Source organism: Streptomyces indicus (genome assembly GCF_900100315.1).
Lineage (GTDB): Bacteria > Actinomycetota > Actinomycetes > Streptomycetales > Streptomycetaceae > Streptomyces > Streptomyces indicus.
Map to the genome: position 1 here is coordinate 135164 of NZ_FNFF01000001.1, position 26239 is coordinate 161402.

Annotated in this window: 25 protein-coding genes; 9 read left to right on the top strand and 16 right to left on the bottom strand. The window is 72.7% G+C overall.

Translation table 11 applies throughout. The features are described from left to right. Positions 1–25: 25 nt before the first annotated feature. The 6 genes from BLT97_RS00645 to BLT97_RS00670 form a co-directional block, all read right to left on the bottom strand. A complete protein-coding gene (locus BLT97_RS00645) occupies positions 26–736 on the bottom strand; it encodes an SDR family oxidoreductase (RefSeq protein WP_281251113.1) in 711 nt (236 codons plus the stop codon). A gap of 76 nt (positions 737–812) precedes the next feature. Next, positions 813–1334 carry a cupin domain-containing protein gene (locus BLT97_RS00650; protein WP_093606652.1) on the bottom strand — a complete coding sequence of 174 codons (522 nt, stop codon included), beginning with the start codon at positions 1332–1334 and terminating at the stop codon, positions 813–815. Between the two features lie 6 nt (positions 1335–1340). Then, the gene (locus BLT97_RS00655; RefSeq protein ID WP_093606653.1) at positions 1341–2156 is read right to left on the bottom strand and encodes an alpha/beta fold hydrolase; all 816 of its coding nucleotides are present in this window, start codon (positions 2154–2156) and stop codon (positions 1341–1343) included. Then, entirely contained in the window at positions 2153–2956 is an 804-nt protein-coding gene (locus tag BLT97_RS00660) for an aspartate dehydrogenase domain-containing protein (protein WP_093606654.1), read from the bottom strand. The genes BLT97_RS00655 and BLT97_RS00660 overlap by 4 nt, the downstream gene beginning before the upstream one ends. Beyond that, entirely contained in the window at positions 2953–3948 is a 996-nt protein-coding gene (locus BLT97_RS00665; RefSeq protein WP_093607667.1) for a VOC family protein, read from the bottom strand. The genes BLT97_RS00660 and BLT97_RS00665 overlap by 4 nt, the downstream gene beginning before the upstream one ends. Before the next feature lie 74 nt (positions 3949–4022). Next, complete coding sequence (locus BLT97_RS00670; protein ID WP_093606655.1) at positions 4023–5510, bottom strand: aldehyde dehydrogenase family protein; 1488 nt, start codon at positions 5508–5510, stop codon at positions 4023–4025. Between the two features lie 329 nt (positions 5511–5839). On the opposite strand from BLT97_RS00670, the gene BLT97_RS00675 reads away from it, so the two are divergent. Continuing rightward, on the top strand, positions 5840–7249 hold the full coding sequence (locus BLT97_RS00675) for an MFS transporter (protein ID WP_093606656.1): 1410 nt from the start codon (positions 5840–5842) through the stop codon (positions 7247–7249). Between the two features lie 134 nt (positions 7250–7383). Here the strand turns inward: BLT97_RS00675 and BLT97_RS00680 are convergent, their stop codons facing one another. Together BLT97_RS00680 and BLT97_RS00685 are read right to left on the bottom strand one after the other, a co-directional pair. After that, positions 7384–8094 (bottom strand): GNAT family N-acetyltransferase, encoded by a 711-nt coding sequence (locus BLT97_RS00680; RefSeq protein ID WP_093606657.1) that lies wholly within the window; start codon positions 8092–8094, stop codon positions 7384–7386. Positions 8095–8190: 96 nt separating this feature from the next. Further along, positions 8191–8580, bottom strand: coding sequence for a winged helix-turn-helix transcriptional regulator (locus BLT97_RS00685; RefSeq protein ID WP_218137286.1), 390 nt, complete (start codon positions 8578–8580; stop codon positions 8191–8193). A 195-nt stretch (positions 8581–8775) separates the two neighbouring features. On the opposite strand from BLT97_RS00685, the gene BLT97_RS00690 reads away from it, so the two are divergent. After that, positions 8776–9141 carry a DoxX family protein gene (locus tag BLT97_RS00690; RefSeq protein WP_093606659.1) on the top strand — a complete coding sequence of 122 codons (366 nt, stop codon included), beginning with the start codon at positions 8776–8778 and terminating at the stop codon, positions 9139–9141. A 41-nt stretch (positions 9142–9182) separates the two neighbouring features. Here the strand turns inward: BLT97_RS00690 and BLT97_RS00695 are convergent, their stop codons facing one another. The 5 genes from BLT97_RS00695 to BLT97_RS00715 all read right to left on the bottom strand — a co-directional run bounded on the left by BLT97_RS00695 (position 9183) and on the right by BLT97_RS00715 (position 13304). Continuing rightward, complete coding sequence (locus tag BLT97_RS00695) at positions 9183–9656, bottom strand: NUDIX hydrolase (RefSeq protein ID WP_093606660.1); 474 nt, start codon at positions 9654–9656, stop codon at positions 9183–9185. Between the two features lie 51 nt (positions 9657–9707). Continuing rightward, entirely contained in the window at positions 9708–11321 is a 1614-nt protein-coding gene (lnt, locus tag BLT97_RS00700) for an apolipoprotein N-acyltransferase (protein WP_093606661.1), read from the bottom strand. Positions 11322–11403: 82 nt separating this feature from the next. Beyond that, complete coding sequence (locus BLT97_RS00705; RefSeq protein ID WP_093606662.1) at positions 11404–11967, bottom strand: hypothetical protein; 564 nt, start codon at positions 11965–11967, stop codon at positions 11404–11406. A 113-nt stretch (positions 11968–12080) separates the two neighbouring features. Then, complete coding sequence (locus tag BLT97_RS00710) at positions 12081–12455, bottom strand: hypothetical protein (protein ID WP_093606663.1); 375 nt, start codon at positions 12453–12455, stop codon at positions 12081–12083. 63 nt (positions 12456–12518) lie between these two features. Beyond that, positions 12519–13304: a glutamate racemase gene (locus BLT97_RS00715; protein ID WP_176953584.1), complete on the bottom strand. Its 786-nt coding sequence runs from the start codon at positions 13302–13304 to the stop codon at positions 12519–12521. A gap of 57 nt (positions 13305–13361) precedes the next feature. Between BLT97_RS00715 and BLT97_RS00720 the strand changes: the two genes are divergently transcribed. After that, on the top strand, positions 13362–14546 hold the full coding sequence (locus tag BLT97_RS00720; RefSeq protein ID WP_093607668.1) for a glycosyltransferase: 1185 nt from the start codon (positions 13362–13364) through the stop codon (positions 14544–14546). A gap of 44 nt (positions 14547–14590) precedes the next feature. Here the strand turns inward: BLT97_RS00720 and BLT97_RS00725 are convergent, their stop codons facing one another. Next, positions 14591–15874, bottom strand: coding sequence for a TerD family protein (locus tag BLT97_RS00725; RefSeq protein WP_093607670.1), 1284 nt, complete (start codon positions 15872–15874; stop codon positions 14591–14593). A gap of 654 nt (positions 15875–16528) precedes the next feature. Between BLT97_RS00725 and BLT97_RS00730 the strand changes: the two genes are divergently transcribed. The 5 genes from BLT97_RS00730 (at position 16529) to BLT97_RS00750 (ending at position 22328) form a co-directional block, all read left to right on the top strand. Beyond that, positions 16529–16984 carry a DUF6643 family protein gene (locus tag BLT97_RS00730; RefSeq protein ID WP_093606664.1) on the top strand — a complete coding sequence of 152 codons (456 nt, stop codon included), beginning with the start codon at positions 16529–16531 and terminating at the stop codon, positions 16982–16984. An 88-nt stretch (positions 16985–17072) separates the two neighbouring features. After that, positions 17073–17894 carry an MOSC domain-containing protein gene (locus BLT97_RS00735; protein WP_093606665.1) on the top strand — a complete coding sequence of 274 codons (822 nt, stop codon included), beginning with the start codon at positions 17073–17075 and terminating at the stop codon, positions 17892–17894. Positions 17895–18146: 252 nt separating this feature from the next. Next, positions 18147–18752 (top strand): Rv1733c family protein, encoded by a 606-nt coding sequence (locus tag BLT97_RS00740; protein WP_093606666.1) that lies wholly within the window; start codon positions 18147–18149, stop codon positions 18750–18752. A gap of 293 nt (positions 18753–19045) precedes the next feature. Beyond that, positions 19046–21442: a right-handed parallel beta-helix repeat-containing protein gene (locus BLT97_RS00745; RefSeq protein WP_093606667.1), complete on the top strand. Its 2397-nt coding sequence runs from the start codon at positions 19046–19048 to the stop codon at positions 21440–21442. 115 nt (positions 21443–21557) lie between these two features. Further along, the gene (locus BLT97_RS00750) at positions 21558–22328 is read left to right on the top strand and encodes a DUF4253 domain-containing protein (protein WP_245769076.1); all 771 of its coding nucleotides are present in this window, start codon (positions 21558–21560) and stop codon (positions 22326–22328) included. Positions 22329–22335: 7 nt separating this feature from the next. On the opposite strand, the gene BLT97_RS00755 is transcribed toward BLT97_RS00750, so the two are convergent. Then, positions 22336–24678, bottom strand: coding sequence for a hypothetical protein (locus BLT97_RS00755; RefSeq protein WP_093606669.1), 2343 nt, complete (start codon positions 24676–24678; stop codon positions 22336–22338). A 273-nt stretch (positions 24679–24951) separates the two neighbouring features. Between BLT97_RS00755 and BLT97_RS00760 the strand changes: the two genes are divergently transcribed. Then, complete coding sequence (locus BLT97_RS00760) at positions 24952–25779, top strand: DeoR/GlpR family DNA-binding transcription regulator (protein WP_093606670.1); 828 nt, start codon at positions 24952–24954, stop codon at positions 25777–25779. A gap of 39 nt (positions 25780–25818) precedes the next feature. Here BLT97_RS00760 and BLT97_RS00765 read toward each other — a convergent pair whose 3' ends face one another. After that, positions 25819–26082 carry a hypothetical protein gene (locus tag BLT97_RS00765; protein ID WP_093606671.1) on the bottom strand — a complete coding sequence of 88 codons (264 nt, stop codon included), beginning with the start codon at positions 26080–26082 and terminating at the stop codon, positions 25819–25821. Between the last annotated feature and the right edge of the window lie 157 nt (positions 26083–26239).

The following is a 26239-nucleotide window of genomic DNA, read 5'->3' on the forward strand; positions in this document are numbered from 1 at the left end:
GGAGCTCCGTGGGGATGAGTGCGGGTCAGTGCATCGTGAAGCCGCCGTTGACGGCGGTGAGTTGACCGGTGACGTACCGGGACTCCTCGCTGAGGAGGAAGGAGACGAACCCGGTGAGGTCCTCCGCCTGCTGGGGCCGGGAGATCGCCCGGTTCCCGGCGTAGAGCGCGTGGCGCTCGGTGGGCACGGTCGCGGTGGCCTCCACCTCGGTGAGGCCCGGCGCTACCGCGTTGACCGTGATGCCCTGCTCCCCGAGTTCGCGCGCCATCGCCCGGGTGAGCGCGATGACGGCGCCCTTGGAGGCGATGTAGTGGGCGAGCCGCGGGGAGCCGTACAGGGCGGCGTCCGAGGCGATGTTGACGATCCGGCCGGGCCGGGTCATCAGCGGAAGTAGGTGCTTGGCGACCAGCCAGGGTCCGCGGGCGTTGACCGTCATCAGGCGGTCCCACGCCTCGACGTCGATGTCCTGGAACTCCTTGCCGCCGACGCCGTTGGCGAGGGCCGCGTTGTTGACCAGTCCGTAGACGGGCCGGTCGAGGGCGGCGGCGAACGAGGCGACCGACTCGGGGTCGGCGACGTCCAGCGCCCTGAACTCGGCGCTGCCGCCCGCCTGTTGGATGGCAGCCGCGGTGCGTCGCCCCCACTCCTCGTTCAGCTCGGCCACCACGACGTGGAACCCGTCGCCGGCGGCCCGGCGGGCCATGGCCTCCCCCAGGCCACGGCCCGCACCGGTCACGACGACCGTCCGGACCTCCGCGTCAGTCCGGACCGCCGCGTGCGCCGCGTCCGTCCGGACCTCCGCGTGCGCCGTGTCAGTCACGGGTGACGCCGTGCATCGGCGAGTACTCGGGGTACGAGGGGACCTGCGGCTTCTGCGTGCCGATGACCACACAGAACAGGGCGTCGGTGTCCCCCTCGTTCTTCAGCGAGCGGGTCACACCGGCCGGCACGACGATCATGTCGCGGTAGCCGAGGGTGCGGTACTCGACCTCGTCGGGGCCGCGGTGGATGCCCACCTTGACCTGGCCTTCGAGGACGAAGAAGGCCTCCTCGACGTCGTGGTGGGTGTGCGCCGGGCCTTCCGCGCCGGGCGGGAGCAGCATGTTGGAGAAGGTGAACCCGCCGGAGGGGATGATGCGCTTGTCGCCCTCGTGGTTGCCGGTGGCGCCGGAGCCCACGTAGCGGATCTGGCCGCGGCGGTACTGGGGGCCGGCCTTCTCCTGGAAGGACAGAGTGTCGAAGTCGACGGCGCGGGAGTCCTTCGTCGCGATGAGCGAGTCGGTGTACGCGGCCAGGTCGCCGCCGTTGTCGTACTCGGTGTTGGTCAGAGGCATGGTGGTTCAGCCCTTCAGCCGGTCGGCACGCAGCTGCGCGACGATGTCGAGATGGGAGAGCAGCCAGTCGTTCACATGCGCGGGCTGCTCCTGGTTGGCCAGGTGACCGGCGTCCTTGACGATCACGTAGGCGGTCTTGTGCAGACCGCCGGCCAGGACCTGGGAGGCGTCGGGTCCGGTGATCCGGTCCTCGGCGCCGCACAGGACGAGTGCGGGTGCGGTGATGTGCTGCAGTTCGCGGCGCAGGTCGGTGGTGGCCATGGACTCGGCCGCGTAGCCGTATCCGGGCATACGGACCGAGGCGGCCATGGTGGCGGTGACGCGTTCGGCGAGCTCGGCGGGCGCCTGCGCGGAGACGAGCCGGGGGCCGCGGGCGGCGGCGAACTCCTGCGGCCCGAGCCGCTCCAGCTCGGCCACCCTGGCGCGCATGCCGGCCGCCTTCTCCGGCGAAGTCCCGGAGCCGGGCGTGGAGTCCACGACCATGACCGAGTCGACGAGCTCCGGATGGCGGGCCGCCAGGCGCAGCGCGATCACACCGCCCCAGGAGACCCCGAGGACATGGGCTCCGCCGTACGGACGGATGATCTCGGCCGCGAGATCGGCGTAGTCGTCCATCGTCAACGGGCCTTGCGGATCGGCCGACTTGGCGTAGCCCGGCGCGTCCCAGGCCAGGACGTGGAACTCGGCGGCCAGGGCGTCCATCTGAGAGGCGAAGGCCGCGGACGAGGAGCCGATGCCGTGCAGGCACAGGGCGACCGGGGCGTCCTTGTCGCCCGCCTCCTCCAGGTGCAGGGCCTCGACGGCGTACGAGGTCGCGCTCACAGGATCTGTCCCGTCCGGCCGACCACCGCGCCGAGCGAGCGCAGCACCGCGTACGGGACGACCTGGCTGGTCGCGGGGTTCACGGGGTCGGGGCGGTGGCGCACCTCGAAGCGGTAGGTGCCGTGCGGTCCCGCCGCCTCGACCACATGCGAGGTGTGGACGGCGCCGGGGTCCGCCACGACCCGGACGCGCACGGAGTCGAGGTCGCCCACGGCGAGGGCCACGGAGGCCGCCACATTGGTGGACTTGGGGAACTTGACCGGCACATCGCGCGCGGTGCCCGTCATGACCTCGACGGGTCCGGTCGCGCCCCGCATCCGGCCCAGCAACTCCTCGTCCATCCAGGGCTGTTCGAGGGTGGCGGGCAGCTTCGTGGTGGTCAGCCGAACCTCGGTGAGCGGACCCATGGCCCGTACAGCCTGCAACAGGTCGAGGCCGCCGACGGCACCGCCGGTGAAGTACACGCGGCCCGGACCGGCCGCGAGCAGCTTCTTCGCCAGGTCCTCGTCCGTGAGAGCTCCGGTCGAGGCGACCAGCAGATCGGTGCCGGCGGCGAGCACTCGCTCGCCCCACTCGCGCACCACCCCTTGCCCGGCGGCCTCCACGATGAGGTCGCAGGCGTCGACGGCCTGCTCGAAGGTGCGCTGCGGGGCGGGCACCGCGTCGCCGAGCGGCCGGTTGTCGACTACGCAGGTCAGTTCGGCTCCGGGGACCGCACCCTCGGCGAGCGCGCCGCCGACGACCCGGCCGATGGCGCCCCAGCCGACCAGCCCGACCTTCGTGGTCCGTACGGTGTTCACGCGTGCACTCCTTCGGCGTCGACGGGGGCCTGCACGGGGACGCCTGCCGCCGGCACCTGGACGCGGCTGCCGTCGGCGGTACCCGCCATGTGGGCGCGGATCAGCGGCGAGGGCGGTCCTGCCGTCCCCCACAGGTCGGACAGCTCCGGTACGCGGCGCCACACCTTGCAGATCCACCGGTCCTCGACGACCTGCGCGACCTCGGAGGTGTACTCGCAGACCAGACCGGTCGGGTCGGTGAAGTAGGAGAAGGTGTTGTTGCCGGGCCCGTGCCGCCCCGGCCCCCACTGCGGGGTGATCCCGTGGTGGCGCAGCCGGCCGAGGCCCCGCATGAAGTGGTCCACCGAACTCATCTCGTACGCCACGTGGTTGAGGGAGACCCACGGCGCCTGGTTGAAGGCGATGCAGTGGTGGTCGGCGTTGCAGCGCAGGAACGCCATCTGATGCTCGGACCAGTCGGAGACGCGCATGCCGAGCACATCGGTGTAGAAGGCGACCGAGGCGTCGATGTCGGTGGTGTTGAGCACGGCGTGTGTCACCCCGACCGGTACGGCGGCGTCGCGGCCGCGCGGGGGTACGGCCCAGGTGTCGGCGGAGAGTTCGATGAGCCGGCCCTCGTGGTCGTGGAAGCGCAGCCCGTATCCGCCGCCGGCCTGGTCGAGGGCGCCCGGCCCGGTGAGCGGGGTGATGCCGCGTGCTTCGAGCCGGCGGGCGGCCTCGTCGATCTCGGCGGGCGTGCCGACGGCGAAGGAGAGTCGGCCCAGGCCGATCCGGTCGGCGCGGGTGAGCTGGAGTGCGTGGTGCTCCTCGCCGGTGCCGCGCAGCCAGCTGCCGGAGTGCCCGCTCTCGACCACCTCGAGGCCCCAGGCCTCCTCGTAGAAGTCGGTGGCCTCGGCGAAGTCGGGGGTGAGCAGTTCGACGGAGCGCAGGGCGCGCAGCCGGGCGACGGGGGGCTGCGGCGCGGTGGACCGCGGCGTGGACGGCGGTGACATGGCGGGCTGCGGCATGGCGGGCTGTGGCATGGCGGGGAACTCCCTTGGAAGCGGCGTCGGTCGGGGCCGTGGGCTCAGTTCGCCCAGGGCAGGGGCGCGGTGTCGGTGCCCCAGTAGACGGACTTCTGGCGCTGGTAGGCGCGGATGAGGTCGCGGCCCTTCTCGGTGCCGAGGCCCGAGTCCTTCATCCCGCCGAAGGGGGTGGAGATGGAGAACTGCTTGTACGTGTTGATCCACACCGTGCCTGCCTCGATCCGCCGGGCGATCCGCCAGGCGGCGCGGGCGTCCCTGGTCCAGATGCCGCAGGCCAGGCCGTAGTCGGAGGCGTTGGCCTGGGCGACGAGGTCGTCCTCGTCCTCGTACGGCAGGGCGACCAGGACGGGCCCGAAGATCTCCTCCTGGCAGGTGCGGGCGGAGTTGGGCAGTCCGTCGATGACGGTCGGCAGGTAGTAGGCGCCGTCCGCGTGGGCCGCCCCGCCGGGGGCCGCGCCTCCGCACAGGACACGGCCCCCCTCGGAGCGGGCCAGGTCCACATAGGCCGCCACGGTGTCGCGGTGCTTGTGGTGGACGAGCGGGGCGACCTGGGTGTCCGGGTCGGTGCCGGGTCCGACCCGCAGCTTGCGCACCCGCTCGACGAGCGCGCCGAGGAACTCCTCGTACCGGCTGCGGTGGACGAAGAGGCGCGAACCGGCGATGCAGGACTGGCCGGAGGAGGAGAAGATCCCGAACAGCACGCCGGCGAGGGCCTGTTCGAGGTCGGCGTCCTCGCGGACGATCGTCGGGGACTTGCCGCCGAGTTCGAGTGAGGCGGGGATGAGCTTGTCCGCGGCATGCCGGGCGATGGTGCGGCCGGTGGCCGTACCGCCGGTGAAGCCGATCCGGCCGACCAGCGGATGCTTGACGATGGCGTCGCCGACGACCCGGCCGCTGCCGGGCAGGACCGAGAAGAGCGCGGTCGGCAACTCGGCCTCGGTGAGGGCCTGATGGACCAGCCGGCCGAAGGCGAGCGACACCAGCGAGGTCCATTCGGCGGGCTTGAGCAGGACGGCGTTCCCGCCGGCCAGGGCCGGTGCGGTCTTCTGGGCGTCGGAGGCGATCGGCGAGTTCCACGGGTTGATCGCGCCGACCACGCCGATCGGCTCGTGCACGCTCAGCGTGACGTACGGGCCGCGGGACGGGGTGAGCGCGTCCTCCATCGTCTCCAGCGCGGCTGCCGTGTACCGGAAGGTGCCGGCGGCCGAGGCCGCGAGGGCCCGGGTCTCGGCGAGCGCCTTGCCGGTGTCGGCGGTCTGCAGGGCGGCGAGTTCCTCCGCGTCGCGCTCGACGAGGTCGGCGATCCGGTGCAGCAGCCTCGCCCGCCGATGGGGCAGGAGATCGCGCCAGGCGGGGTCGGCGGCAGCCTCGGCCGCGGCGCGGGCAGCCTCGTCCACGTCCTCGGCGGTGGCGGCGTGCACCTCGGTGAGCACCGAGCCGTCGGCGGGGTCCACGGCCCGGAAGGGCGCGCCCCGGCCGCGCCGCCAGACGCCGGCGACGAGCAGTTCGTCGGCGGGGATGCGAGGCATGAAGGACCTCCACAGGCAGGGGAATGGGGGAACCGCGACGGCCCGCACCGGACTCGCCGAAGTGCTTGAAATCTAAGGGCTTAACTATTTTGGCCGCAAGACCCTCCCCCCGATGAATTTCCGCGAGCTCGTCGTGAACCCTTGACGGCCCCCTACCGTCGGCCGGTAGAACTTAAGCCCTAAGAGGCTTGATTACGCCTCACCTGCTGTCTCTTCCGCGAACCTGTCCCCTCGTCCGCCGCCCGGGTGGTCCACGACCCTTGCCCGCACGGCCCCAGCGCTCCCGCGCGCACCCCCGTCCCGGTGTGCCGGAGCAGGAGGTCAACTCCATGACGACAGAAGCGTCCGACCTGCGCCCCGATGCCTCCCCCGGTGCTCCGGCGGCCGGCGCCGCCTCGATCGGCGCCCGCTTCGAGCGCCTGCCGCTGTGCCGCTGGCATGTCACCGTCCGCCTGATCGTCGGCGTGGTGACCTTCTTCGAAGCGTTCGACCAGCTCCTCATCGCCTACGCCCTGCCCCAACTGCGCACGGAATGGCACCTGACCACGACCAACACCACGGCCCTGATGACGGTGGGCTCGATCGGCATGCTGATCGGCGCCGTCGCCTCGGGGCGGCTGGCCGACCGCTTCGGCCGCGTGAGGGTGATCGCCGCGTGCATCGCGGTCTCCAGCCTCTGCAACCTGCTGCTGACCCTGTGCACTTCGCCCGAACCGTTCATGGCCGTCCGCTTCGTGCAGGGCCTCGCCATCGGCGGCGAAGTCCCCGTCGCCGCCACGTTCATCGCCGAGATCACCCGCTCCCACAAGCGCGGCCGCTTCGTCCTCCTGTACGAGCTGGTCTTCCCGGCCGGACTCACCGCGGGCGCCTTGCTCGCGGCCTGGCTGGTGCCGCTGCTCGGCTGGCGCTGGATGTTCGCCCTCGCCGCGATTCCGGGCGTGCTCTGCTACGTCGTCCTCAAGTACGTGCCGGAGTCCCCCCGTTGGCTCGCCGAGCACGGCCGGCACGAGGACGCGCTGCGCACGATGGCCGCGATCGAGGCCGACGTCGAACGGATCACCGGCCGGCCCCTGCCCGCACCGGAACCGGCCACCGCTGCCGTCTCCCCCGCCCCGGCGGGCCGGGGCGGCCTGCGCGAACTGTTCTCCGGCCGCTACCGCAAGCGGACCCTGGTGATCGGCGTCCTGTGGTTCACGGGCTACTTCGTCAACTACGGCATCACATCCTGGCTGCCGACGATCTACGACTCCCGCTTCGGCCTCGACCTCTCCACGGCCCTGCTGTACTCCACCGTGACCTCGTGCGCGGGCCTGCTCGGCTGCCTGGTGGTCGCCCTCACCGTGGACAGGGCCGGCCGCCGCAAGGTCATCACGGTCTGCATGGCATCGGCGGCCCTGTGCCTGCTCCTGCTCGGCCTGTTCAGCGGGGGCTCGGCGAACGCCGTCCTGCTCTGGACCTCGCTCGCGGCCGTCTTCTTCTTCGGCTCCAACATCTGCCTGTACGTGTACTCCCCCGAGCTGTTCCCGACCCGGATGCGCGCCCTCGGCTCCTCCGTCGGCGGCGCGATGAACCGCCTCGGCATCATCCTCGGCCCGATCGTGGTCGGCGCGATCTACGCGGGCGGCGCCCTGGGCTCCGTCTTCATCACGCTGGCAGCCGTCGCCGTGATCGGCTCGCTGACGGCGGGCTTCGGCGCGGAGGAGACGAGCGGCCGCAAGCTGGAGGAGATCGCGCCCTGACCGTCAGGGCCGCACCGGCTCAGGTCCCGTGACCTTCAGTGCCGGACCAACCGACCACTCCCGAACGACCGAACGCGCCCCGTCACACGACGGGGCGCGTTCCATGTCTCTGTTCACGTGTCGGCGTGCGTCCCTCAACCGGCCGTCGAATACGGCACCTTGGCCCCCAGGAACCGCGTCCGCCCCCGTCGGCGGAAGCCGAGGGCCTCGTACAGGCGGATCGCGCCCTCATTGTCGGAGGCCGCGTGCAGGAACGGGATCTCGCCGCGCTCGCGGATGCCGTGCGCCACCGCGCGGACCAGGCGCGTGCCGAGGCCCTGGCCGCGGAAGTCCTCGTCGGTGCAGACCGCGCTGATCTCCGTGTAGCCGGGCGGGTGGATCCGCTCCCCCGCCATCGCCACGAGGCGGCCCTCCCGGCGGATGCCGAGGTAGGTGCCGAGCTCGACGGTGCGCGGCAGGAAGGGCCCCGGCTTCGTACGGCTCACCAGGTCGAGCATTTCGGGGACGTCCTGCGCGCCGAGCAGCACGGCCTCCGGGTCCGGGCGGGCGTCGACCGACTCGTCGATGAGCTGCACCCCGAGGCCCTCCCAGCTGATCTTCCATTCCGCCGGCGGCCGCGACCGCAGACCGGGCAGGGCGACCTCCGTGCCGGGGCCGGAGAGCTCCGCGAGGTCGGCCCAGTCCTGGGCGTCGGGCTCGTCCGGCAGCGCGCTCCACGGTGCCACGTCCACCGGGTAGCGCACGGCGCGGCCGCGACGCTCGGCGAAGTGGGCGTGCGGGCCGAGGAGCGCGTCGTACGTCGGGTTGTCCAGAGTGTGCCGGGTCACCGACGGTACGGCGGTCATGGTGCTTGCTCCTCGCTTCTCCCGTACGCGGCCGCACCCGGCGGCCGTGCTCGTCCAGAAGATCCAAGCGCGCCAGGGACCGGATTATTCCGCAGGTCAGGCGGCAGGTGCGGGGTCCGCGGGGCCGGCGCCCTTGCGCCCGGCCTCCTCGTGCGCGGCGCGGCTCTCGAGGATCCGGGCGTTGTTCTCGACCGCCCAGGCGGCCAGCGCGAGGGCGGGCGGGATGAGGCTGCGGCCGAGCGGGGTCAGCGCGTACTCGACGCGCGGCGGCACCTCTGCGTACGCGGTGCGTGAGACGAGGCCGTCGCGGGTCAGGTTCCGCAGCGTGAGAGTCAGCATGCGCTGGGAGATGCCGGGCACGTGCTGCTGTAGCTCGCCGAAGCGCATCCGCTTCTCCTCCAGTGTGGCGACGATCAGCAGCGTCCACTTGTCGCAGATGCGGTCGAGGACGGCGCGGATCGACCGGCCGCCGTCCCCGCGGATCATGCAGGTGTGCGCGTACGGCGTGCCGGGCTGCGACGTGCCACCGGGTCCCGCTTGCTGCGAGGCGCCGCCCGATCCCGATTCCGACATGACAGCTCCTTGTGCGTTGCGCACATCCGTGTGCCTTTTGTAAGCCCTTCGGCGCTGACTCATCATGAGGCCACTTCCCACCCGTCACCACACTTCAGGGGGACCGCCATGTCCGTGGCCTACTGGATCGTCGCCGTGCTGCTCGGTCTGTTCTACCTCTACTCCGGCGGCATCAAGGCCGTCCGGGACCCGCAGCGCCTGAAGCCGATGATGGCCTGGGTCGACACGGTGCCGCGGCCCGCTCTGCGCGCGCTCGGTGCGGTCGAAGTCCTGGGCGCGCTGGGCCTGTTGCTGCCCCCGCTGACGGGGATCGCCCCGTGGCTGGCCCTCGCGGCCGCCGCCGGTCTCGTCGTGCTGCAGATCGGGGCGATGCGTCTGCACCTGTCCCGCGGCGAGGTGCGCGAGACCGGCCTGAACATCGCCCTGATCGTGCTCGCGGCGGCGGCCGTCTGGCTCGGCACCGTGTGGATCTAGGACCAACGGCGGCACATGGCCCCCCGGGGGCAGAGCCTGCGTCAGAGCGTCGGATCGAACCAGGTCGGCTCGTCGAGCAGGGCCTGCTTGATCCGGAACACCCCGAACTCGTGCAGCTCCGGCAGCGCGTCCACGGAGAACCAGCCGACTTCGAGCGACTCCTCGTCGTTCACCCGCGCCTCGCCGCCCACGGCACGGCACCGGATGGTGATGTCCATGAACTGGCACTGGTCACCGTTGGGGTACGTGTGCGGATCGAGGGTCTGCACCAGGACGATCCGCTCCGGTACGCAGTGCACGCCCGTCTCCTCGTACACCTCGCGCACCGCGCAGGAGGCGGGCTGCTCGCCCGGCTCGGGGATGCCGCCGATCACGGACCACTGGCCGGTGTCGGCGCGCCGGCCGAGCAGCACTCTGCCCTGGTCGTCGAAGACGAGCGCCGTCACGCCCGGCAGGAACAGGAGTTGGTGGCCCGCAGTGGCCCGGATCGCGCGGATGAAGTCGGGGGTGCCCATGCCCACGACCCTAACCCGCGGCCGATCTCCGCACGGGCGCGCCCGACCGGCTCACTCCGTCGGGGCAGCGGCCGTGTCCTTCGTCCGGTTCCGGCGTACGAAGGCCCAGGCGAAGCCGCCCACCGCCACGGCGACCAGGGCGAGTTCGGGCACGGTGCCGAGCTTGGTGGCCGGGGTCTGCGAGGAGCGCAGCGGTACGTCGGCGACCAGGGTGTCGGCCGTGAACCAGGTGGTGCGCTGCACGATCTCACCGTCCGGCATGATCACGGCGCTGACGCCGCTGGTGACCGGGACGGTGACGGTGCGGCTGTGCTCCACGGCGCGGATCCGCGACATGGCCAGCTGCTGGTAGGTCATCTCGCTGCGGTCGAAGGTGGCGTTGTTGCTGGGCACGGAGATCAGCTGGGCGCCGTGCGTGACGGTGTCCCGCACGGCCCAGTCGAAGGCCGCCTCGTAGCAGGTGGCGAGGCCGACCTTCGCGCCCGGCATGGTGAACACTCCGGGCTCGCTGCCGCGGCTGAAGTCCTTGCGGACCATCGAACCCCACTCGGGGTTGATCATGTCGACCACGGAGCGCAGCGGCAGATACTCGCCGAAGGGCTGGATCTGCCGCTTGTCGTACGTCTCGGTGGGGCCCTTCTCGGGGTCCCAGAGGATCTGCTCGTTGAGCAGCCGCCCGTCCTCGTGCTCCACGACGCCGCCCACGGAGATCGGCGCGCCCACGGCCTTGGCCGCGGCGTCGATGTCGGCGTACGCGTCGGCGTTGCGGAAGGGGTCGATGTCGGAGGAGTTCTCCGGCCAGAGCACGAAGTCGGGCTGCTTCGCCTTGCCTTGGCGCACCCGATCGGCGAGCCGGAGCGTCTCCTTCACATGGTGGTCGAGCACGGCCTTGCGCTGGGCGTTGAAGTCGAGCCCCGCCTGCGGGACGTTGCCCTGGATCACGGCGACCGTGGCGGTGCCGTCCTCGGCGGTGTCGGAGACCAGCGGCAGCGAGGCGAGCGCGCCGGCGACGGGCACGACCACGGCCGCGAGCGCGACGGCTGCGGTGCCCCGCCGGAGGGTGCGGGTCCGGCGGTACGCGAGGAACTCCCGTACGGCCGCGAAGAGACCGAACCCGCAGAGCACCACGGCGAATCCGAGCACCGGGGTGCCGCCGAGCGCCGCGAGCGGCAGGAACACGCTGTCGGCCTGGCCGAAGGCGACCTTGCCCCAGGGGAAGCCGCTGAACGGGGCTCGGGCGCGGGCCGCCTCGCCCAGCGTCCACACGGCTGCGGCCCACAGCGGCCAGCCGGGCAGCTTGGACACGGCGGCGATGCCGACTGAGGTGACCGCCACGAACAGGGCCTCGATCGCGACGAGCGCGAGCCACGGTCCGGGCCCGACCTCGACCCCGGTCCATACGAGCAGCGGCAGCAGGAAGCCGAGGCCGAACAGGTAGCCGCGGCCGAGGGCGCTCTTCCAGGCGCGGCCGCGCAGCGACCAGGCGAGCCCGGCGAACGCGGGCAGCGCGAGCCACCACAGGGTGCGCGGCGGGAAGCTGACGTAGAGGAGCACGCCGCTGAGCGCCGCGACCGCGAGCGGAACGAGCCGGCGCAGGAGCCGGAGCCCGCGCGGCTCGGGTGCGGGCGGGGTCTGCTCGCCGGTCGGCGTGATGGTGGCTGTCACGCCGCGGAGTCTACGGCGCGCGGCTGTGACCAGGGAAAGGGCGTCCGGCGAAAGCCGGGCCCGACCTGCGGCTCCCAGGGCTTCAGGCGCCCTGCGCGGTCCCGCCGGTGGGCAGCATCAGGCGCTTGCGGATGAAGTCGACGGCGGTCTGTGCGTCGTCGACGGTGACGGTGAACTTCCGCCCGTCGCCCAGCTTCAGGACCAGTCCCTCACCTCGTCGTACGACGACGGCGGTGCCCTTCTCGGGGCGCCAGCGGCAGCCCCAGCCGCCCCACTGCTGCGGGGTGATCTTCGGTGCGAACTCGGCGCCGACGACATGGCTGAGCGGGATGCGGCGACGCGGCAGGCCCATGTGTCCGCAGCGCACTTCGAGGGCCTCGGTGTCCACCCGTACCGCCACGTGCACGAAGGCGAGGGTGCCGAAGAGCATCAGGAGGCCGGCGGCGACGCAGCCGACGACGGACATCACCAGGGGTGCGATTCCCGACGTCCACGGCGAGTCCACGGCCAACTCGATGCCGAGCGCCATGCAGGCCGCACCGGCACAGGCGAGCAGCCACTGCACACGGTTCGTGGCGCGGCCGGTCCAGATGTCGGGGTGCGGATCAGTGCCCCGCTCTGCGTCGTCGTGGGGTTGGTCCCTCATGCCGTGAAGGCTACTCGTGTTCCGCTCCGAAGGCACGGGATCGCGGAGCGTGACCTTCAGGTGGGGGATCCACGTATTTCTTCCGGTACGCGTACGTGCTTCTTCCGGTGCGCCTACGCGCCGGACTTGATCTCCCCGGCGAACACGATGATCTGGTCGATGAGGCTGCGGCGCAGATGGACCACGTCGGTGCCCGCCAGGCGCGGACCCCCGTCCGGCGTCGTGAACACCCATTGGTAGCGGGCCCATTCACCGGGCATGTCCACCTCTGAACAGCGCACCATCGTGCCCGCTCCGGCCGGGTGGCGGCGGATGTCGAGCACGAACTGCTCGACCGCCTCGATCCCCTCACTGCGGCCGAGCGGCCCCCAGAACACCACGTCCGAAGTGAGGGCCTGGGCGAGCAGCCCGGTCACGTAGCCGTCCTCGGAGGCGTTGAAGGCGGAGATGAACGTGTCGATCGCGGAACGCGCCGTCTCTTCCTGCATGCCCCAGTCATACCAGTAGGGGCATGAGGCGTGGGCCGGACCGGTGTCCGGCGGCCGCGGTGCTCAGTACGCGGCGCGGGCGGCGCTCAGGCCGCGGCCCTCCGCGTACGCGAGGGCGGCTGCCGGGAGCTCGCCCTCACGGCCGGTGAGCAGCACGGTCAGGGTGCCGGTGGCCGGAGCGTCGGGGGCGGGCTCGATGTGCGTACGGCGCAGGGCCTGGGCGGCGACGGCGCCCGCGCTGCCGTGCAGGACGAGCGGCGGCTGACCGGGCTGCTGCACGGCGGCGCGGATGCGCTCCGCGACCAGTTCGTAGTGCGTGCAGCCGAGGACGACCGCGCGGACGTTGCGCGGGGTGAGGGCGGCGGCGGCCGCGACGGCGCGGTCGATGGCGGCTTCGTCGGCGTGCTCCACCGCGTCGGCGAGACCGGGGCAGGGCACCTCGGTGACGTCCACCCCTGCGGCGAACTCGGCGATCAGACCGCGCTGGTAGGGGCTCCCGGTGGTGGCGGGCGTGGCCCAGATCGCGACGGGACCGCCGCCCGCGGCGGCCGGCTTGATGGCCGGGACCGTGCCGATGACGGGCAGACCCGGTTCGAGGTGGGCGCGCAGCGTGGGCAGGGCGTGCACCGAGGCGGTGTTGCAGCCGACGATCAGCGCGTCCGGGTCCAGCGCGGCGGCTGCCTGGGCGCAGGCCAGGGCGCGGCCGGTCAGGTCCTCGGGGGTGCGCGGGCCCCAGGGCATTCCCTCGGGGTCGTTGGAGAGCACGAGATCGGCGTCGGGCCGCAGGCGCCGTACCGCGGCGGCGGCGGGGAGGAGGCCGATTCCGGAGTCCACGAGCGCGATCTTCACCCGGTCACCATAGACGATCGGACCCCCACGCCCTTGACGTGGGGCATCATCGCGGGGATGAGCGCACTCGCCTGGACCGCCTTCCTGTCGCTCGCCGCCTGGCTGTGGCTGCTGCTCGGCCAGGGCTTCTTCTGGCGCACCGACGTCCGTCTGCCGGCCCGCCGCGATCCGGACGCGTGGCCCTCGGTGGCGGTGGTCGTGCCCGCGCGCGACGAGGCCTCGGTGCTGCCGCTGAGCCTGCCCTCGCTCCTGGCGCAGGACTATCCCGGCCCCGCCCGGATCTTCCTCGTCGACGACTCCAGCTCGGACGGCACCGGCGACCTGGCCCGCGCCCTGTCCGCACAGCACGGCGGGCTGCCGCTGACGGTGACCACGCCCGGTGAGCCGCCGGCGGGGTGGACGGGGAAGCTGTGGGCGGTGCGGCACGGCATCGCGCAGGCGAGGACGGCGCAGGCGCCGGAGTACCTGCTTCTCACAGACGCGGACATCGCGCACGAGCCGGACAGTCTGCGGGAGTTGGTGGCGGCGGCGCACGGCTCGGGGTTCGACCTCGTGTCGCAGATGGCCCGGCTGCGGGTGGCGAGCGGCTGGGAGCGGATGATCGTCCCGGCCTTCGTGTACTTCTTCGCGCAGCTCTACCCGTTCCGCCGGATCTCACGGGACCGCTCGCGCACCGCCGCGGCGGCGGGCGGGTGTGTGCTGCTTCGGGACGAGGCCGCGGCCCGCGCCCGGGTGCCCGACGCGATCCGGCACGCGGTGATCGACGACGTGGCGCTCGCCCGGGCCGTCAAGGCGTCCGGCGGCCGCGTGTGGCTGGGTCTCGCCGACAAGGTCGACAGCGTCCGCCCGTATCCGCACCTCGGCGACCTGTGGCGGATGGTCTCGCGCAGTGCGTACGCGCAGCTGCGCCACCAGCCGTTGCTGCTGCTCGGGACGGTGGCGGGGCTGCTGCTCGTGTACGTGGTCCCGCCCGCCGGGCTGGTCCTGGGCCTCGCGGCCGGGGACGGACCCGCCGCCTGGGCGGCGGGCCTCGCCTGGCTGGTGATGACCGCGACGTACGGGCCGATGCTCCGCTACTACCGGCAGCCGCTGTGGCTCGCGCCGCTGCTGCCGGTGACGGCGGCCCTCTATCTCCTGATGACGGTGGACTCGGCGGTGCAGCACTACCGCGGGCGCGGGGCGGCGTGGAAGGGCCGGACGTATACGCGGCCGGACCGCGCCGAGCCCGCGCCCGACCGGTGAGACCGCCGTCCCAGGGAAGCGGCCCCCCCGTGTCAGCGGCCCGCTTACTTACGGCCCGGGGTCCAGTCCAGGCCCCAGCCGTACGCGTAGTCGACCGTGCGCTGCGGGCTGACGCCGCGCTCGGGGACCAGGAAGCGCGACTCGCGCCGGACCAGAAGGTCGCCGTGCTCGTTGGTGAGCAGGGCGAGGGCGCACACCGTGGACGGCACGGTGCACTCGTCGAGCGAGAAGTCGATCGAGGCGCCGTGCTGCGGGGTCAGGGTGACCTTCGCGTTCAGGTCGGCGAAGCTGCGGGCGCCCTCGTAGATCGTCACGAAGATGAGGATGCGCCGGAAGGCGTTCTTGTGGTCGAGGTTGATCGACATGTTCTCGCCCGAGGCGTTGGCGCCCGTGCGGTCGTCGCCGTCGAGGTGGATGAACGGGGGACGGTCGAGCGCCCCGAAGGCATTGCCGAGCGCCTGGATCACGCCCTTGCGGCCGTCCGCGAGTTCGTAGAGCGCACAGAGGTCGAGGTCGAGGTCGGAGTGCATGGCGACGGCGCGCCCGAGCTTCGCGCCCCAGCCCTTGAACTGCTTGCGCACCTCCCAGTTGAGGTTGATGCGCATGCCGCCCGAGATGCCGCCCTGCTTCGTCAGGGAGACGGTGGGCGCGCTCTTCGTGAGCGTCACTTTGGTCAGCTGGACGGGGGCCGCGGGCGGGGCGGCCGGAGGCGGCGGTGCGGCCGCGGGCACGTACGCCGGGGCCTGCGGGGCGACGGGCGGTGCGGGCGCGTGAGCCGGGGCAGGCGTGGCGACGGGGGCCGACTGCTGTGGTTCGTCGACCGTGATGCCGAAGTCCGTCGCCAGCCCTTCGAGTCCGCTGCTGTAGCCCTGGCCGACGGCGCGGAACTTCCACGCGCCCTGGCGCCGGTAGAGCTCGCCGAGGACGAAGGCGGTCTCGACCGTGGCGTCCGCGCTCTCGTAGCGGGCGAGTTCGGCGCCGCCCGCCGCGTCCACCACGCGGATGTGCAGTCCGGGCACCTGCCCGAACGAACCGCCGTCCGCGGAGGCCGCGAGCACCACGCGCTCGATGTCCGGCTCGATCCGGTTCAGGTCGACGGCCAGGCTGTCCACGGTCTGGCCGCCCGCGGCGCGCTTGCCCTCGTGGCGCACGGCGCCGGAGGTGTGCGCGGGCTGGTTGTAGAAGACGAAGTCCGCATCGCTGCGCACCTTGCCGGCCGCGAGCAGCAGCGCCGAGGCGTCGGCATCGGGTACGCCGGGGCCGGACCGCCAGCCGATCTCGACCCGCACAGCCGGCGCGGGCACCGCGACGTTCGACCCCTTGGGCATGGACTGCATGGACATTCTGCCCCCACAAGCGCTTCGGATAGGTCCCCAAGTCCGGGGCCCCGGACATCGTCGCCGGTGAGGCCCCCCTGGTGTACCCGCTCAACTTAGCCCGCCCGTCGCCCGGGGCGCGCGGTGTCTTCACGGCCGGCACGAGGCCGGTGCCGCCTGCGCTCCGTCACGGCGGCCCACCGTTCCTGCCGTGTACCGCGTACCGCCACCCAAGCCTCCTACAGCCCCGATACGCGTCAACTCACCAGCTCAGGGCGGACGTTGGCCTCACCGTCCCGGGTGAACCTGCTCGGCGCCCGCAGGGGGCAGCCGGGGCCGCCCCGCGCGCCCCCGGCACGCGCCGTGCTCCCGCCGCCGGACACCGGCCTTTCGAACAGGGCGCGCGCCGCGGTTCACCGGAAGTTCATTCCGCGTGCCTGACCCGCGCCCGAGGTGGTGCGGGAGGCACCGCCGACCGCCCCGTCCCGGAAAACAAACTGGACAATTGAGCGACAATTTGACCGTTCGTATACGCCTTGCGGGCCGTCGAGTTGAGCCGAAGGCACGCAAAGGGAAAGAGGAGCGTCAAGTTCTGATGTTTTCCACATGAGCCCCACCGATGTCAGGGCTATCCAACCAGCACATCGTGGGCTTAACTTATGTGCCATGACCTCCCCCCGCTCCACCTACGGCGGCGGTTACCACTCCGCGCCGTCCTTCCCGGACACCCCGATCTACGACTCCCTCGTCGCCGAGCGGGGCACGCCGCAGATCGCCCCGATCCGGGTGCCTTCTGCGTACGACCAGCCGGGCAGCCACCTGCCCGCCCTGCCGGCCGCCCTTCCCGCGCTGCCGGCCGCGCCTTCGCCGCAGCCCGCCCCGCACTCGTACGCGTACGGGCAGCAGGCGCCGCTGCAGCACGCGCCCGCCCCGTACATCCCGCAGCAGCCCTCGGCCCAGCGCGGCGGGTACGCGGCAGCGCAGCCGATGCCGCAGCCCCAGCGCCCCGTGGCGAACTCCGGCTACGAGGCGATGCGCCCGGCCGCCCCGCGCCCCGCGGCGGCGCCGATGCCGTACGAGGACCCGTACTACCGCCAGCACCCGGGCGGTCGCGGCTACTGACCGGGCGGCGGTCGCGGGCACTGCCCCGGCCGCGGGTGCGGACCGACCGGCCGAGGGGGTCCTGGGAGCGGACTGGCAGGATGGGCCCATGCCGACCGCGATATTGCACTCGATCCACGTCCATCCGCTGAAGGCGGCGCGGGGTTTCGCGCCGTCCGAGGCCGTCGTGGAGCCCTGGGGCCTGGCCGGGGACCGCCGCTGGCTGCTCGTCGACGCCGCCGGACGCCTGATCACCCAGCGGGGACAGGCCCGACTCGCCCTGGTCGAACCGGAGTTGCTGCCCGACGGGGTGCGTTTCCGCGCGCCCGGGCGCGATCCGCTGACGGTCGCGGTGCCCGAGCCCGGAGCGACCGTGACGGTGGGCGTGTGGCAGGACGACATCGAGGCGGTGGAGGCCGCCGCCGAGGCACACGCGTGGTTCAGCGCGTATCTCGGGACCGAGGCCCGCCTGGTGCATCTCGACGAGCCGGCCGTCCGCCGGCCGATCGACCCCGAGTTCGCGCGGCCCGGCGAGACCGTGTCCTTCGCCGACGGGTATCCGCTGCTGCTCGCCACGACCGCCTCCCTCGACGCCCTCAACTCGCTGATCGCGCAGGGCGACCACCCCGACGAGGGGCCGCTGCCGATGAACCGTTTCCGGCCGAATGTGGTCATCGAGGGCACCGAGCCGTGGGCCGAGGACGACTTCAAGCGCGTGGCGATCGGTGAGGCGGTGTTCCGTGTGGCGAAGCCGTGCGGGCGCTGCGTCGTGACGACCACCGACCAGCTGACGGCCACGCGCGGCAAGGAGCCGCTGCGCACGCTCGCGCGCCACCGCCGCTTCGGGAGCGAGCTGGTGTTCGGGCAGAACCTGATCCCGGAGACCACCGGCACGATCCGCGTGGGCGATCCGTTCGAGATCCTGGACTGACCGCCGCTGCCCCGCCTCGACTGCCGGCAGGCCGCCGACGCGCGATCCTCGGCCGTCGGCCGCTGCGGACCGCTGGGATTCCACAGGAATACGGGGAACAATCACGGGCAGGGGAACACGCTCCACGGCCGTGGCGGGTCCGGGGCGCTCCGAAGGGGCGTCATCACATGGGATTGATGACGCCTGTGGTGGGCACCTGTGGTGCTGAACCGTGCCGTGCCGTCACCGCGGTCACGGAAGGGGTGCGCAGTCATGCGAACGATCACAGGATTGTGGCGCTGGCGGGGCAATCCGCTGCGCCGCGCGACCGACCTCCTCGAGGCTTGGGTGGCTCTGTCCGCGCTGCTTGCCATGGTGCTCGTGGCGCCCATGGTCGGGGCCGCGGTGGGGGCATCGAGCAGCGCCGCGCTCAATCGTGCGGTACAAGTCCAGCACGACACCCGGCATCGTGTACAGGCGACGGTCGACAAAATTTCCGGTCAGGCCCGCATCGACCCCGACCCCGAGACCGCCTCCGAGCGCGACCGCACCGCCCGCGTGGTGGCCGACTGGCAGGCCCCTGACGGCACTTGGCACCACGGGACCGTGCCCAGCGGCATGACGCATCCCCGTCCCGGCGACACGTTCACCCTGTGGGTGGACGAGCGGGGCGAGCCGGTGCGCAAGCCCATGGCCACCGGTACCGCGGGCGTGCACGCAGGGCTCGCGGGTATCGGGGCGGCGGCGGCCACCGTGGCGTTGATCGAAGGCCTGCGGCGGCTGGCCCGTTGGCAGCTCCTGCGCCGCCGCTATGCCCGCTGGGACACCGAGTGGGCCCAGGCCGGACCCGACTGGGGGCGTACCGGCACTGGAAGTTGAGCCCTTGCATGCAGCCGGGGCGTACCGGCAGCTGTAGTTGAGCCGGCGCCGCACGGGCCGCTCGCACGCGGCACGGTGCGTTCCTCCTCACGGTCGAGACCTGCCCGACCGGTCAATACGGCCGGCCCGCGCACGCTACGGTGGTGCGTCGGACGCGGAATGCGCTGCATACGCGGATACGCAGCGCGCGGCACGTACGGCGCGCGGCGCGGGTGTGCGGCCGCAGGGTGCGCGCCACGCGGAGCGGTGCGTCGGACGCGAGGAACACGCAGAGGTGGGGGCTAAGCAGCGCCATGGCTCAGGGCACGGTCCAGGTGACGCACACCGGCACGTCGAGGTGGCGGCGCCGCACCGGCGAGTACGCCTCGCTCGCCGCCGCACTCGAGGCCGCGGGCGACGGTGACGTGCTGACCGTCGCCCCTGGCACCTACCGCGAGAACCTTGTGGTGCAGCGGGCGGTGACCCTGCGCGGTCCCGAGGGCTCCCCCGGCTCCGTGCGGCTCGCGCCCGCGGACGGGGTGCCGCTGACGGTGCGGGCCTCCGCGATCGTCCAGGATCTGCAGGTCGAGGGGCAGGACGCGGCAGCGCCCGCGCTGCTCGTGGAGGACGGGGCGCCGGAGCTCGCCGATCTGCGGATCGTGACGCGTTCGGCCAGCGGTCTCGAGGTGCGCGGGGGCGCGCGGCCCACCGTGCGGCGCTGCACCGTGGACAATCCGGCCGGCATCGGGATCGCCGTACTCGACGGCGCGGGCGGCGTGTTCGAGGAGTGCGAGGTGGTCGCGGCCGGGCAGGTGGGCGTGGCCGTGCGCGGCGGTGCGCATCCGCGATTGGAGCGCTGCCGGGTGCACCACGCCTCGGGCGCGGGGTTCGGCGTGACCGGCGAGAACTCGGCGCTGGAGGCGACGGGTTGCGAGGTGTACGAGATCAAGGGCTCCGGGGTGCAGGTCAGTTCGCGGGCCAGCGCGCACCTCACCGACTGCGATGTGCACCGCACCACGGCCGACGGGGTCACGCTCGACACGGACGCGGTGCTCACGCTGGCCGACTGCCGGCTGCACGACATCCCGGAGAACGCGGTGGATCTGCGCTCCCGTTCGGTTCTGACGCTGACCCGCTCGACCGTGAGCCGCTTCGGCCGCAACGGGCTCTCGGTGTGGGACCCGGGCACGCGCGTGGACGCCAACCAGTGCGAGATCCACGACAGTACGGGCGACTATCCGGCGGTCTGGGTCAGCGACGGCGCGACGGCCGTGCTCGACGCCTGCCGCGTGCACGACGTACCCGACGCGCTTTTCGTCCTCGACCGCGGTTCACGCGCCGACGTGGTCGACTCCGATCTCTCCCAGGTCCGCAACACCGCCGTGTCGGTGAGCGACGGCGCCACCGCCCAGCTCGACGACTGCCGGATCCGCGAGGCCGCCACGGGGGCCTGGTTCCGTGACCACGGCAGCGGCGGCACGCTGAACGGCTGCACCATCGACGGGGCGCAGACCGGTGTGATCGTGACCAAGGGCGCCGATCCGTCCATCGAGCGCTGCACGGTGACCTCGCCCACGGAGGCGGGGTTCTACGTGTCGGCGGAGGGCCGCGGCTCGTTCCACGGCTGCCGCGTGACGGGTAGCGGCGGGTATGGCTTCCATGTGCTCGACGGCTGCCGTACGACCTTGCGCAAGTGCCGCACCGAGCGCTGTGCGCGCGGTGGTTACGAGTTCGCCGAGGACGGCCCCCTGGTCGAGGACTGCACGAGCGACGAGAGCGCCGGGGTCCGGCCCGTCGCCCAGGAGACGGTCGTCCAGACCGCCACCCGGACCACCGGCCTCCTCGGCTCGATCCCCGGCCAGCGCACCACGGAGGCGGAGTCCGCACCCGCGCCGCCCGCCCGTACATCCAAGGCCGTGCTCGGCGAACTCGACAAGCTGGTCGGGCTGCAGAGCGTCAAGCGCGAGGTGCGGGCGCTCACCGACATGATCGAGGTGGGCCGCAAGCGGCAGCAGGCCGGCCTCAAGGCGGCCTCCGCGCGCCGGCACCTGGTGTTCACGGGCTCCCCCGGCACCGGCAAGACGACGGTGGCGCGGCTGTACGGCGAGATCCTGGCGTCGCTCGGCGTCCTGGAGAAGGGCCACCTGGTCGAGGTGTCCCGGGTCGACCTGGTCGGCGAACACATCGGCTCGACGGCGATCCGCACCCAGGAGGCCTTCGACAGGGCCCGCGGCGGTGTGCTGTTCATCGACGAGGCGTACGCGCTCTCCCCCGAGGACTCCGGCCGCGACTTCGGCCGCGAGGCGATCGACACGCTGGTGAAGCTGATGGAGGACCACCGCGACGCCGTGGTGGTGATCGTCGCGGGCTACACCGCGGAGATGGAGCGCTTCCTTTCGGTCAACCCCGGCGTCGCCTCCCGCTTCTCGCGCACCATCACCTTCGGCGACTACACCCCCGAGGAGCTGCTCCGCATCGTCGAGCAGCAGGCCGAGGAGCACGAGTACCGCCTCGCATCGGGCACGGGCGAGGCCCTCACGAAGTACTTCACGGTCCTCCCGAAGGGCCTGGGCTTCGGCAACGGCCGCACGGCCCGCCAGACCTTCGAGGCGATGCTGGAACGCCACGCGGGCCGTGTCGCCCAGCTCGAAGAGGTGGACACGGACGACCTGACGCTGCTGTATCCGGAGGATCTGCCGGAGTTGCCGTGACGGTTCCGGCGTCACGGTGCCTGCGCGTCGATCGCGGTGACGGTGTCGCCCTGGGGAAGCTGTTCGGCAGGACAGTCCGGGCCGGCCTGTCAGTGGAGCGGGCTACGGTGCGCCCATGTCGCCTGCCCTTCCCCATGGTCTGCCGCCCGGCCGGATCCTGTCCGGTCCAATGCCCGTGTGGGTATCGGATGAATTCCCGGACGACGTCGGGCAGTTGTGGTCGCGGCTGCGGTACGGCCAGGCATCGAGCGGCCTGGTGCCGCTGCTGGTCCGGCCTGATGTCATCGGGAGTCCGCTCGGCCTCGACCGCGTGGACTCCGTCTGTCTGCACGAGGTGCTGCCCGCCGCCTTTGCCGCGTACCGCCGCGCCCGGCTGCCGTTCTGGACCGCCCCGCGTACGGTCCCGACTCCCGACGACGTCGAGCCCTGGCCGCACGACCCCGGGCCGCCTTACGCGAAGTGGCCCGGCTTCGCACCCGCGGTGCAGTCCGAGTCCCCCGCGACGGCTCCGGCATCACAGGCGGCGGCTCTGCTCGACGAGGTCACAGGCCCCGAGCCGGCGTACCGCCTCGCCCTCGTGCGCGCCCGCCGTGCCGCCGATGCCCTGGCCGCGCTCGGCTGGACCGCGGACGCCCCGCTGGCGCTTCTGTGCGCGCTGCTGCGCAGCTGGGAGGAGCGCTTCGGTGCGCAGCTCGTGGCCGTCTCCGGCAGCGAAGTGCACCTTGCGGTCGCGCGGCCTCCCGTCAGTGCGGAGCACGCTCGCCTGCTCGCGGTGGAGCATGTGCTCACGACCGCCCACAACATCGTTGACGATCCGCCCACACCCTTCCCGGAATACGCGGAGCGCCTCGTGGGGCGGACCCATTGGTCGTTCTGGTGGGACTAGACCCGGGCTAGCCCGGCGCCAAGCCCGGCGTGCCTTGGTTCTCCTCGGAGTCGGGCCCCGGCTGCGTCGGGACGGCGCCCAGGGGTTCGGTGGTGGGGCGGAGGCGGTGGAGGAGTTCGGCGCGTTCCTCGTTGAAGGCCGGGTCGGCCTGGTAGTCGGAGTGGCCGAGGATCGGGGCCGGCAGGGGGTGGGCCGGGGTGCGGCCGTAGGCCAGAGGGTCCTTCAGGGGTGGGTGGTCGACCGCGGGGCCGCATTCGCCTGCCAGGGAGATGGGGCCGCCGATGGGGTCCGTCGGGCGGTGCAGGTTGCGCCAGCAGTCGACCTCGCGGTGCAGTGCGGTGAGTGAGGCGGGGCCGAAGTGGGACGGGAACCAGCGGCCGTAGAGGCGCTGCAACGGGGAGCCGTAGGTGAGCAGGCCGACCCGTGACCGTACCGCCGGGCTCAACTGCCAGGCCGCGGCCGCCGCGAGGACACTGCCCTGGGAGTGACCGGAGATGACCAGGCGGCCGCCGGTCTGCCGGGTCCAGGTGGCCATCCGCCAGGTCAGGTCCGGAACCGCGCGCTCCGCGTAGCAGGGCGGGGCGAAGGGATGGGCGGCGCGCGGCCAGAAGGTGCCGACGTCCCACAGGATGCCGATGGTGCGCCGCGCGGAGGCGTCGCGGTAGGCGCGCCGGCCCCAGGTCACGAACAGTATGAAGCCGAAGCCGATCAGCCAGGAGCCGAGTGCCTGCGCGGTTTCCGCGGCGCCTCCGATGAAGCCAGGCGCGCCGGCCGCGGCGACGCCCGGCACCTCGCCGCTCATCCAGGCGCCTGCGAGGGCTCCGGCGCCGAGCAGGAACGTTATGGCCGCGACCCAGCCGATGAGCACCGGTGCGCTGTCGGTGAGTGCGGCGGTCGCTCGGGCTCCGGCGATTTTTCGTGTACGGGACTCCTGCGGGCGTTCCTCCGCGTAGTCCCGTTCCACACGGGTCTGTTCGAGGCGGCGGCGGCGCAGGGTGCGGGCGGCGAACAGCAGGGCGAGCAGGGCGACGACCACGAGCAGGAGCGGGATCACCGCCGCCTGCCAGGACAGCAGGACGGGCGGTCCCGGCAGCGGTCCTTCGGCCTCGCCCGGGGTGGCGCCGCGGTCCAGCCAGTCCCCGACGCGCTGGGCGACACCGCCGGACATCACCCCGCCGAGGGCGCAGGCGAGCAGCGCCACGCAGGGGCCGCCGAGTCCGCGCAGCGCGGTGCTCGCCAACGGGTCGCTGCGGAAGAGGACATGTGCCACGAGGGTGAGGACGACGACCAGGAGGCCCTGGACCAGTGCGATGGCGCCGAAGGTCTGGTCGCCCGGCAGGCGGCCCGAGGAGACCCAGTCGGGCCGGTCCCACCCCGCGTACACGAGGCAGAGCGCGAGCACGGCCAGGGCGGCGAGCGGCAGGACGGTGACGGCGAAACGGTCGGTGTGTTCGTCGAGGGTCTGGTCCTTGCGGCCGCGGCGGCACACCACGTAGACGACCACGAGGCCGCCGGCGACCAGGACGCCCTCGACGACGCGACCCGTGACGTCGAGCAGCGCGGGTCCGCCGCTCGCGCGGTCGTGGCGGGCCGCCGAGGTGGCGACGGCGGCGGCGACCGTGAGCAGCCCGGCGGCGGTGTGCGCGGCGCGCAGCCGGGCCACGAACCGCCGCCCATACCAGAATCCGGGCCTGCTGAGCCCGCTGAGCTGCGGCTCCTCCTCCTGCTCGGCCTGGTGCGGATACGGCTCCACGGACTCGTAGGCGCTCCAGGTGCGGTGCGACAGGTACCAGAGGAGACCGGTGAGCGCGGCGGGCACGAGCGCGGCCAGCGCGAGCCGGCGCCCGGGCTGGCTCCACCAGCCGCCGCCCGACACCTCCGGCGAGAGGAAGCCGAGCCAGGCCCGGCCCTCGGCGCAGGAGGGGGTGCCGGCGCACTGCCAGGCGGTGAGGTCGAGGGCGACCTCGCAGGCGGCTGCGACCAGGAGCACGGTGAGGGTCAGGCCGAGCAGCCGGACCAGCACGCCGTAGAGACGGACGGTGCGCGCGCGGCCGCGGGCGCTGGGCCGCATCCAGTGCGCGAGGTTGGCCACCATGAACGGCAGGAGCAGCAGCCACAGGGCACGGGCACCGTTGCCCGAGGTGAGGCCGCACCAGACGTAGGCCTCCTGGACGGGTTTGCCCCGGTAGTCGTCGGGCCGCGCCTCGGCGTCCGCGTCGTCCGTGCGGCGATAGACGGCGGCGGTGTCGTCGCCAGTGATCCGCACGGTGCGCGGGTCGCCGAGCATCTTCTCGGGCGTGGCACCGCCGACCCCGTGGACGAGCAGTTCGAGAGCGGTCTTGTCCGCCATGGCACGCTGCACCGGTCAGCAGCTCCCCCGTGAGTCCCCTGCGTACGGATACGCATCGAGCCGATCCTGCGCAGATCAGGATCCCGCCCCGGGCACCGCGTGTGCACCCCTCGTCACGGAATCTCCCCGACGTGTGCGGGTTCGCCCGTACTCCGCCGGACCGCCGGGTCCCGAATGCGGTGTCACATGCAAAGATGAGGACTCTTTCGCAGCGGGCGGGAGACGGCGGATCCGGCGGGCGGCGACGTGACGGCACCAGGAACGGGAGCGGGCGTGAGCGAGAACCAGAACCTCCTCGCGGAGCAGCGCCGCGCCTTGATCCTCGACGAAGTCAGGCGGCGCGGCGGGGTCCGGGTCAACGAACTCACACGCAAGCTGGGCGTCTCCGACATGACGGTGCGCCGCGACCTCGACGCGCTCGCGCGCCAGGGCGTCCTGGAGAAGGTGCACGGCGGGGCCGTTCCGGTGGTCGAGGCGTCCACGCACGAGCCCGGGTTCGAGGCCAAGTCGGGGCTCGAGCTCAGCGCCAAGGAGGACATCGCCCGCGCGGCCGCGCAGCTGGTGGCGCCCGGCAGTGCGATCGCGCTCTCCGGCGGTACGACCACGTACGCGCTGGCGCAGCATCTCCTGGACGTGCCCGACCTGACCGTGGTGACCAACTCGGTGCGCGTGGCGGACGTGTTCCACTCCGCGCAGCGCGGCGACGGCAAGGCGCAGGGCTCGGCGACGGTGGTCCTGACCGGGGGCGTGCGCACCCCGTCGGACTCGCTGGTCGGCCCGGTCGCGGACCAGGCGATCGGCACGCTCCACTTCGATCTGCTGCTGCTCGGTGTGCACGGCATATCGCTGGAGGCCGGTCTGTCCACGCCGAATCTCGCCGAGGCCGAGACCAACCGGCGGCTGGTGCAGTCCGCCCGCCGCGTGGTGGTGGTCGCCGACCACACCAAGTGGGGCACGGTGGGCCTGAGTTCCTTCGCCCAGCTGGAGCAGGTCGACACCTGGGTGACGGACGCGGGGCTCCCCGGCGAGGTACGCGAGGAGATCACGGAGCGGGTGCGGCATCTCGTGGTCGCGGGCGAGGAGACGGCGGCCGAGGGCTGAGCCCGGTTCGCTCGCCCCACTCGTAGAGGTGCGCTCGCCTCACAAGTAGCTGCCGTCGCCGGTCTCCCCCGCCGGCTCGGGCCACACCTTGACCGCCGCGACGGCCGCGGGGTTGATGAGCACGACCGCGCCTTCCGCGTCGTCGGGGCCGCTGAGCTCGCAGCTCACCGGGTATCCGTGCTCGATCGCGCCGCTCAGCTTCGCCAGCGCCTCCTCGGCCGAGCCGAAGCTCCGGGTCCGGATCGTCAGCGGCTCGCCGTGGGTGGGGCGCAGCCACAGGTGCAGTTCGGGTTCCTTGGACATGCGGCACTCCCCTGGGGTCCGGTCCTCTCCGTCCCCTCCACGATGCGCCGACCCGCCTGCGTACGAAAAGACCACCGCCCGCCATCCGCGCGGCACGTGACGGCATCCGCAAGGCACGCGTCGCCGCCCGCGCACACCTTCACCGGACCCGCCTTCC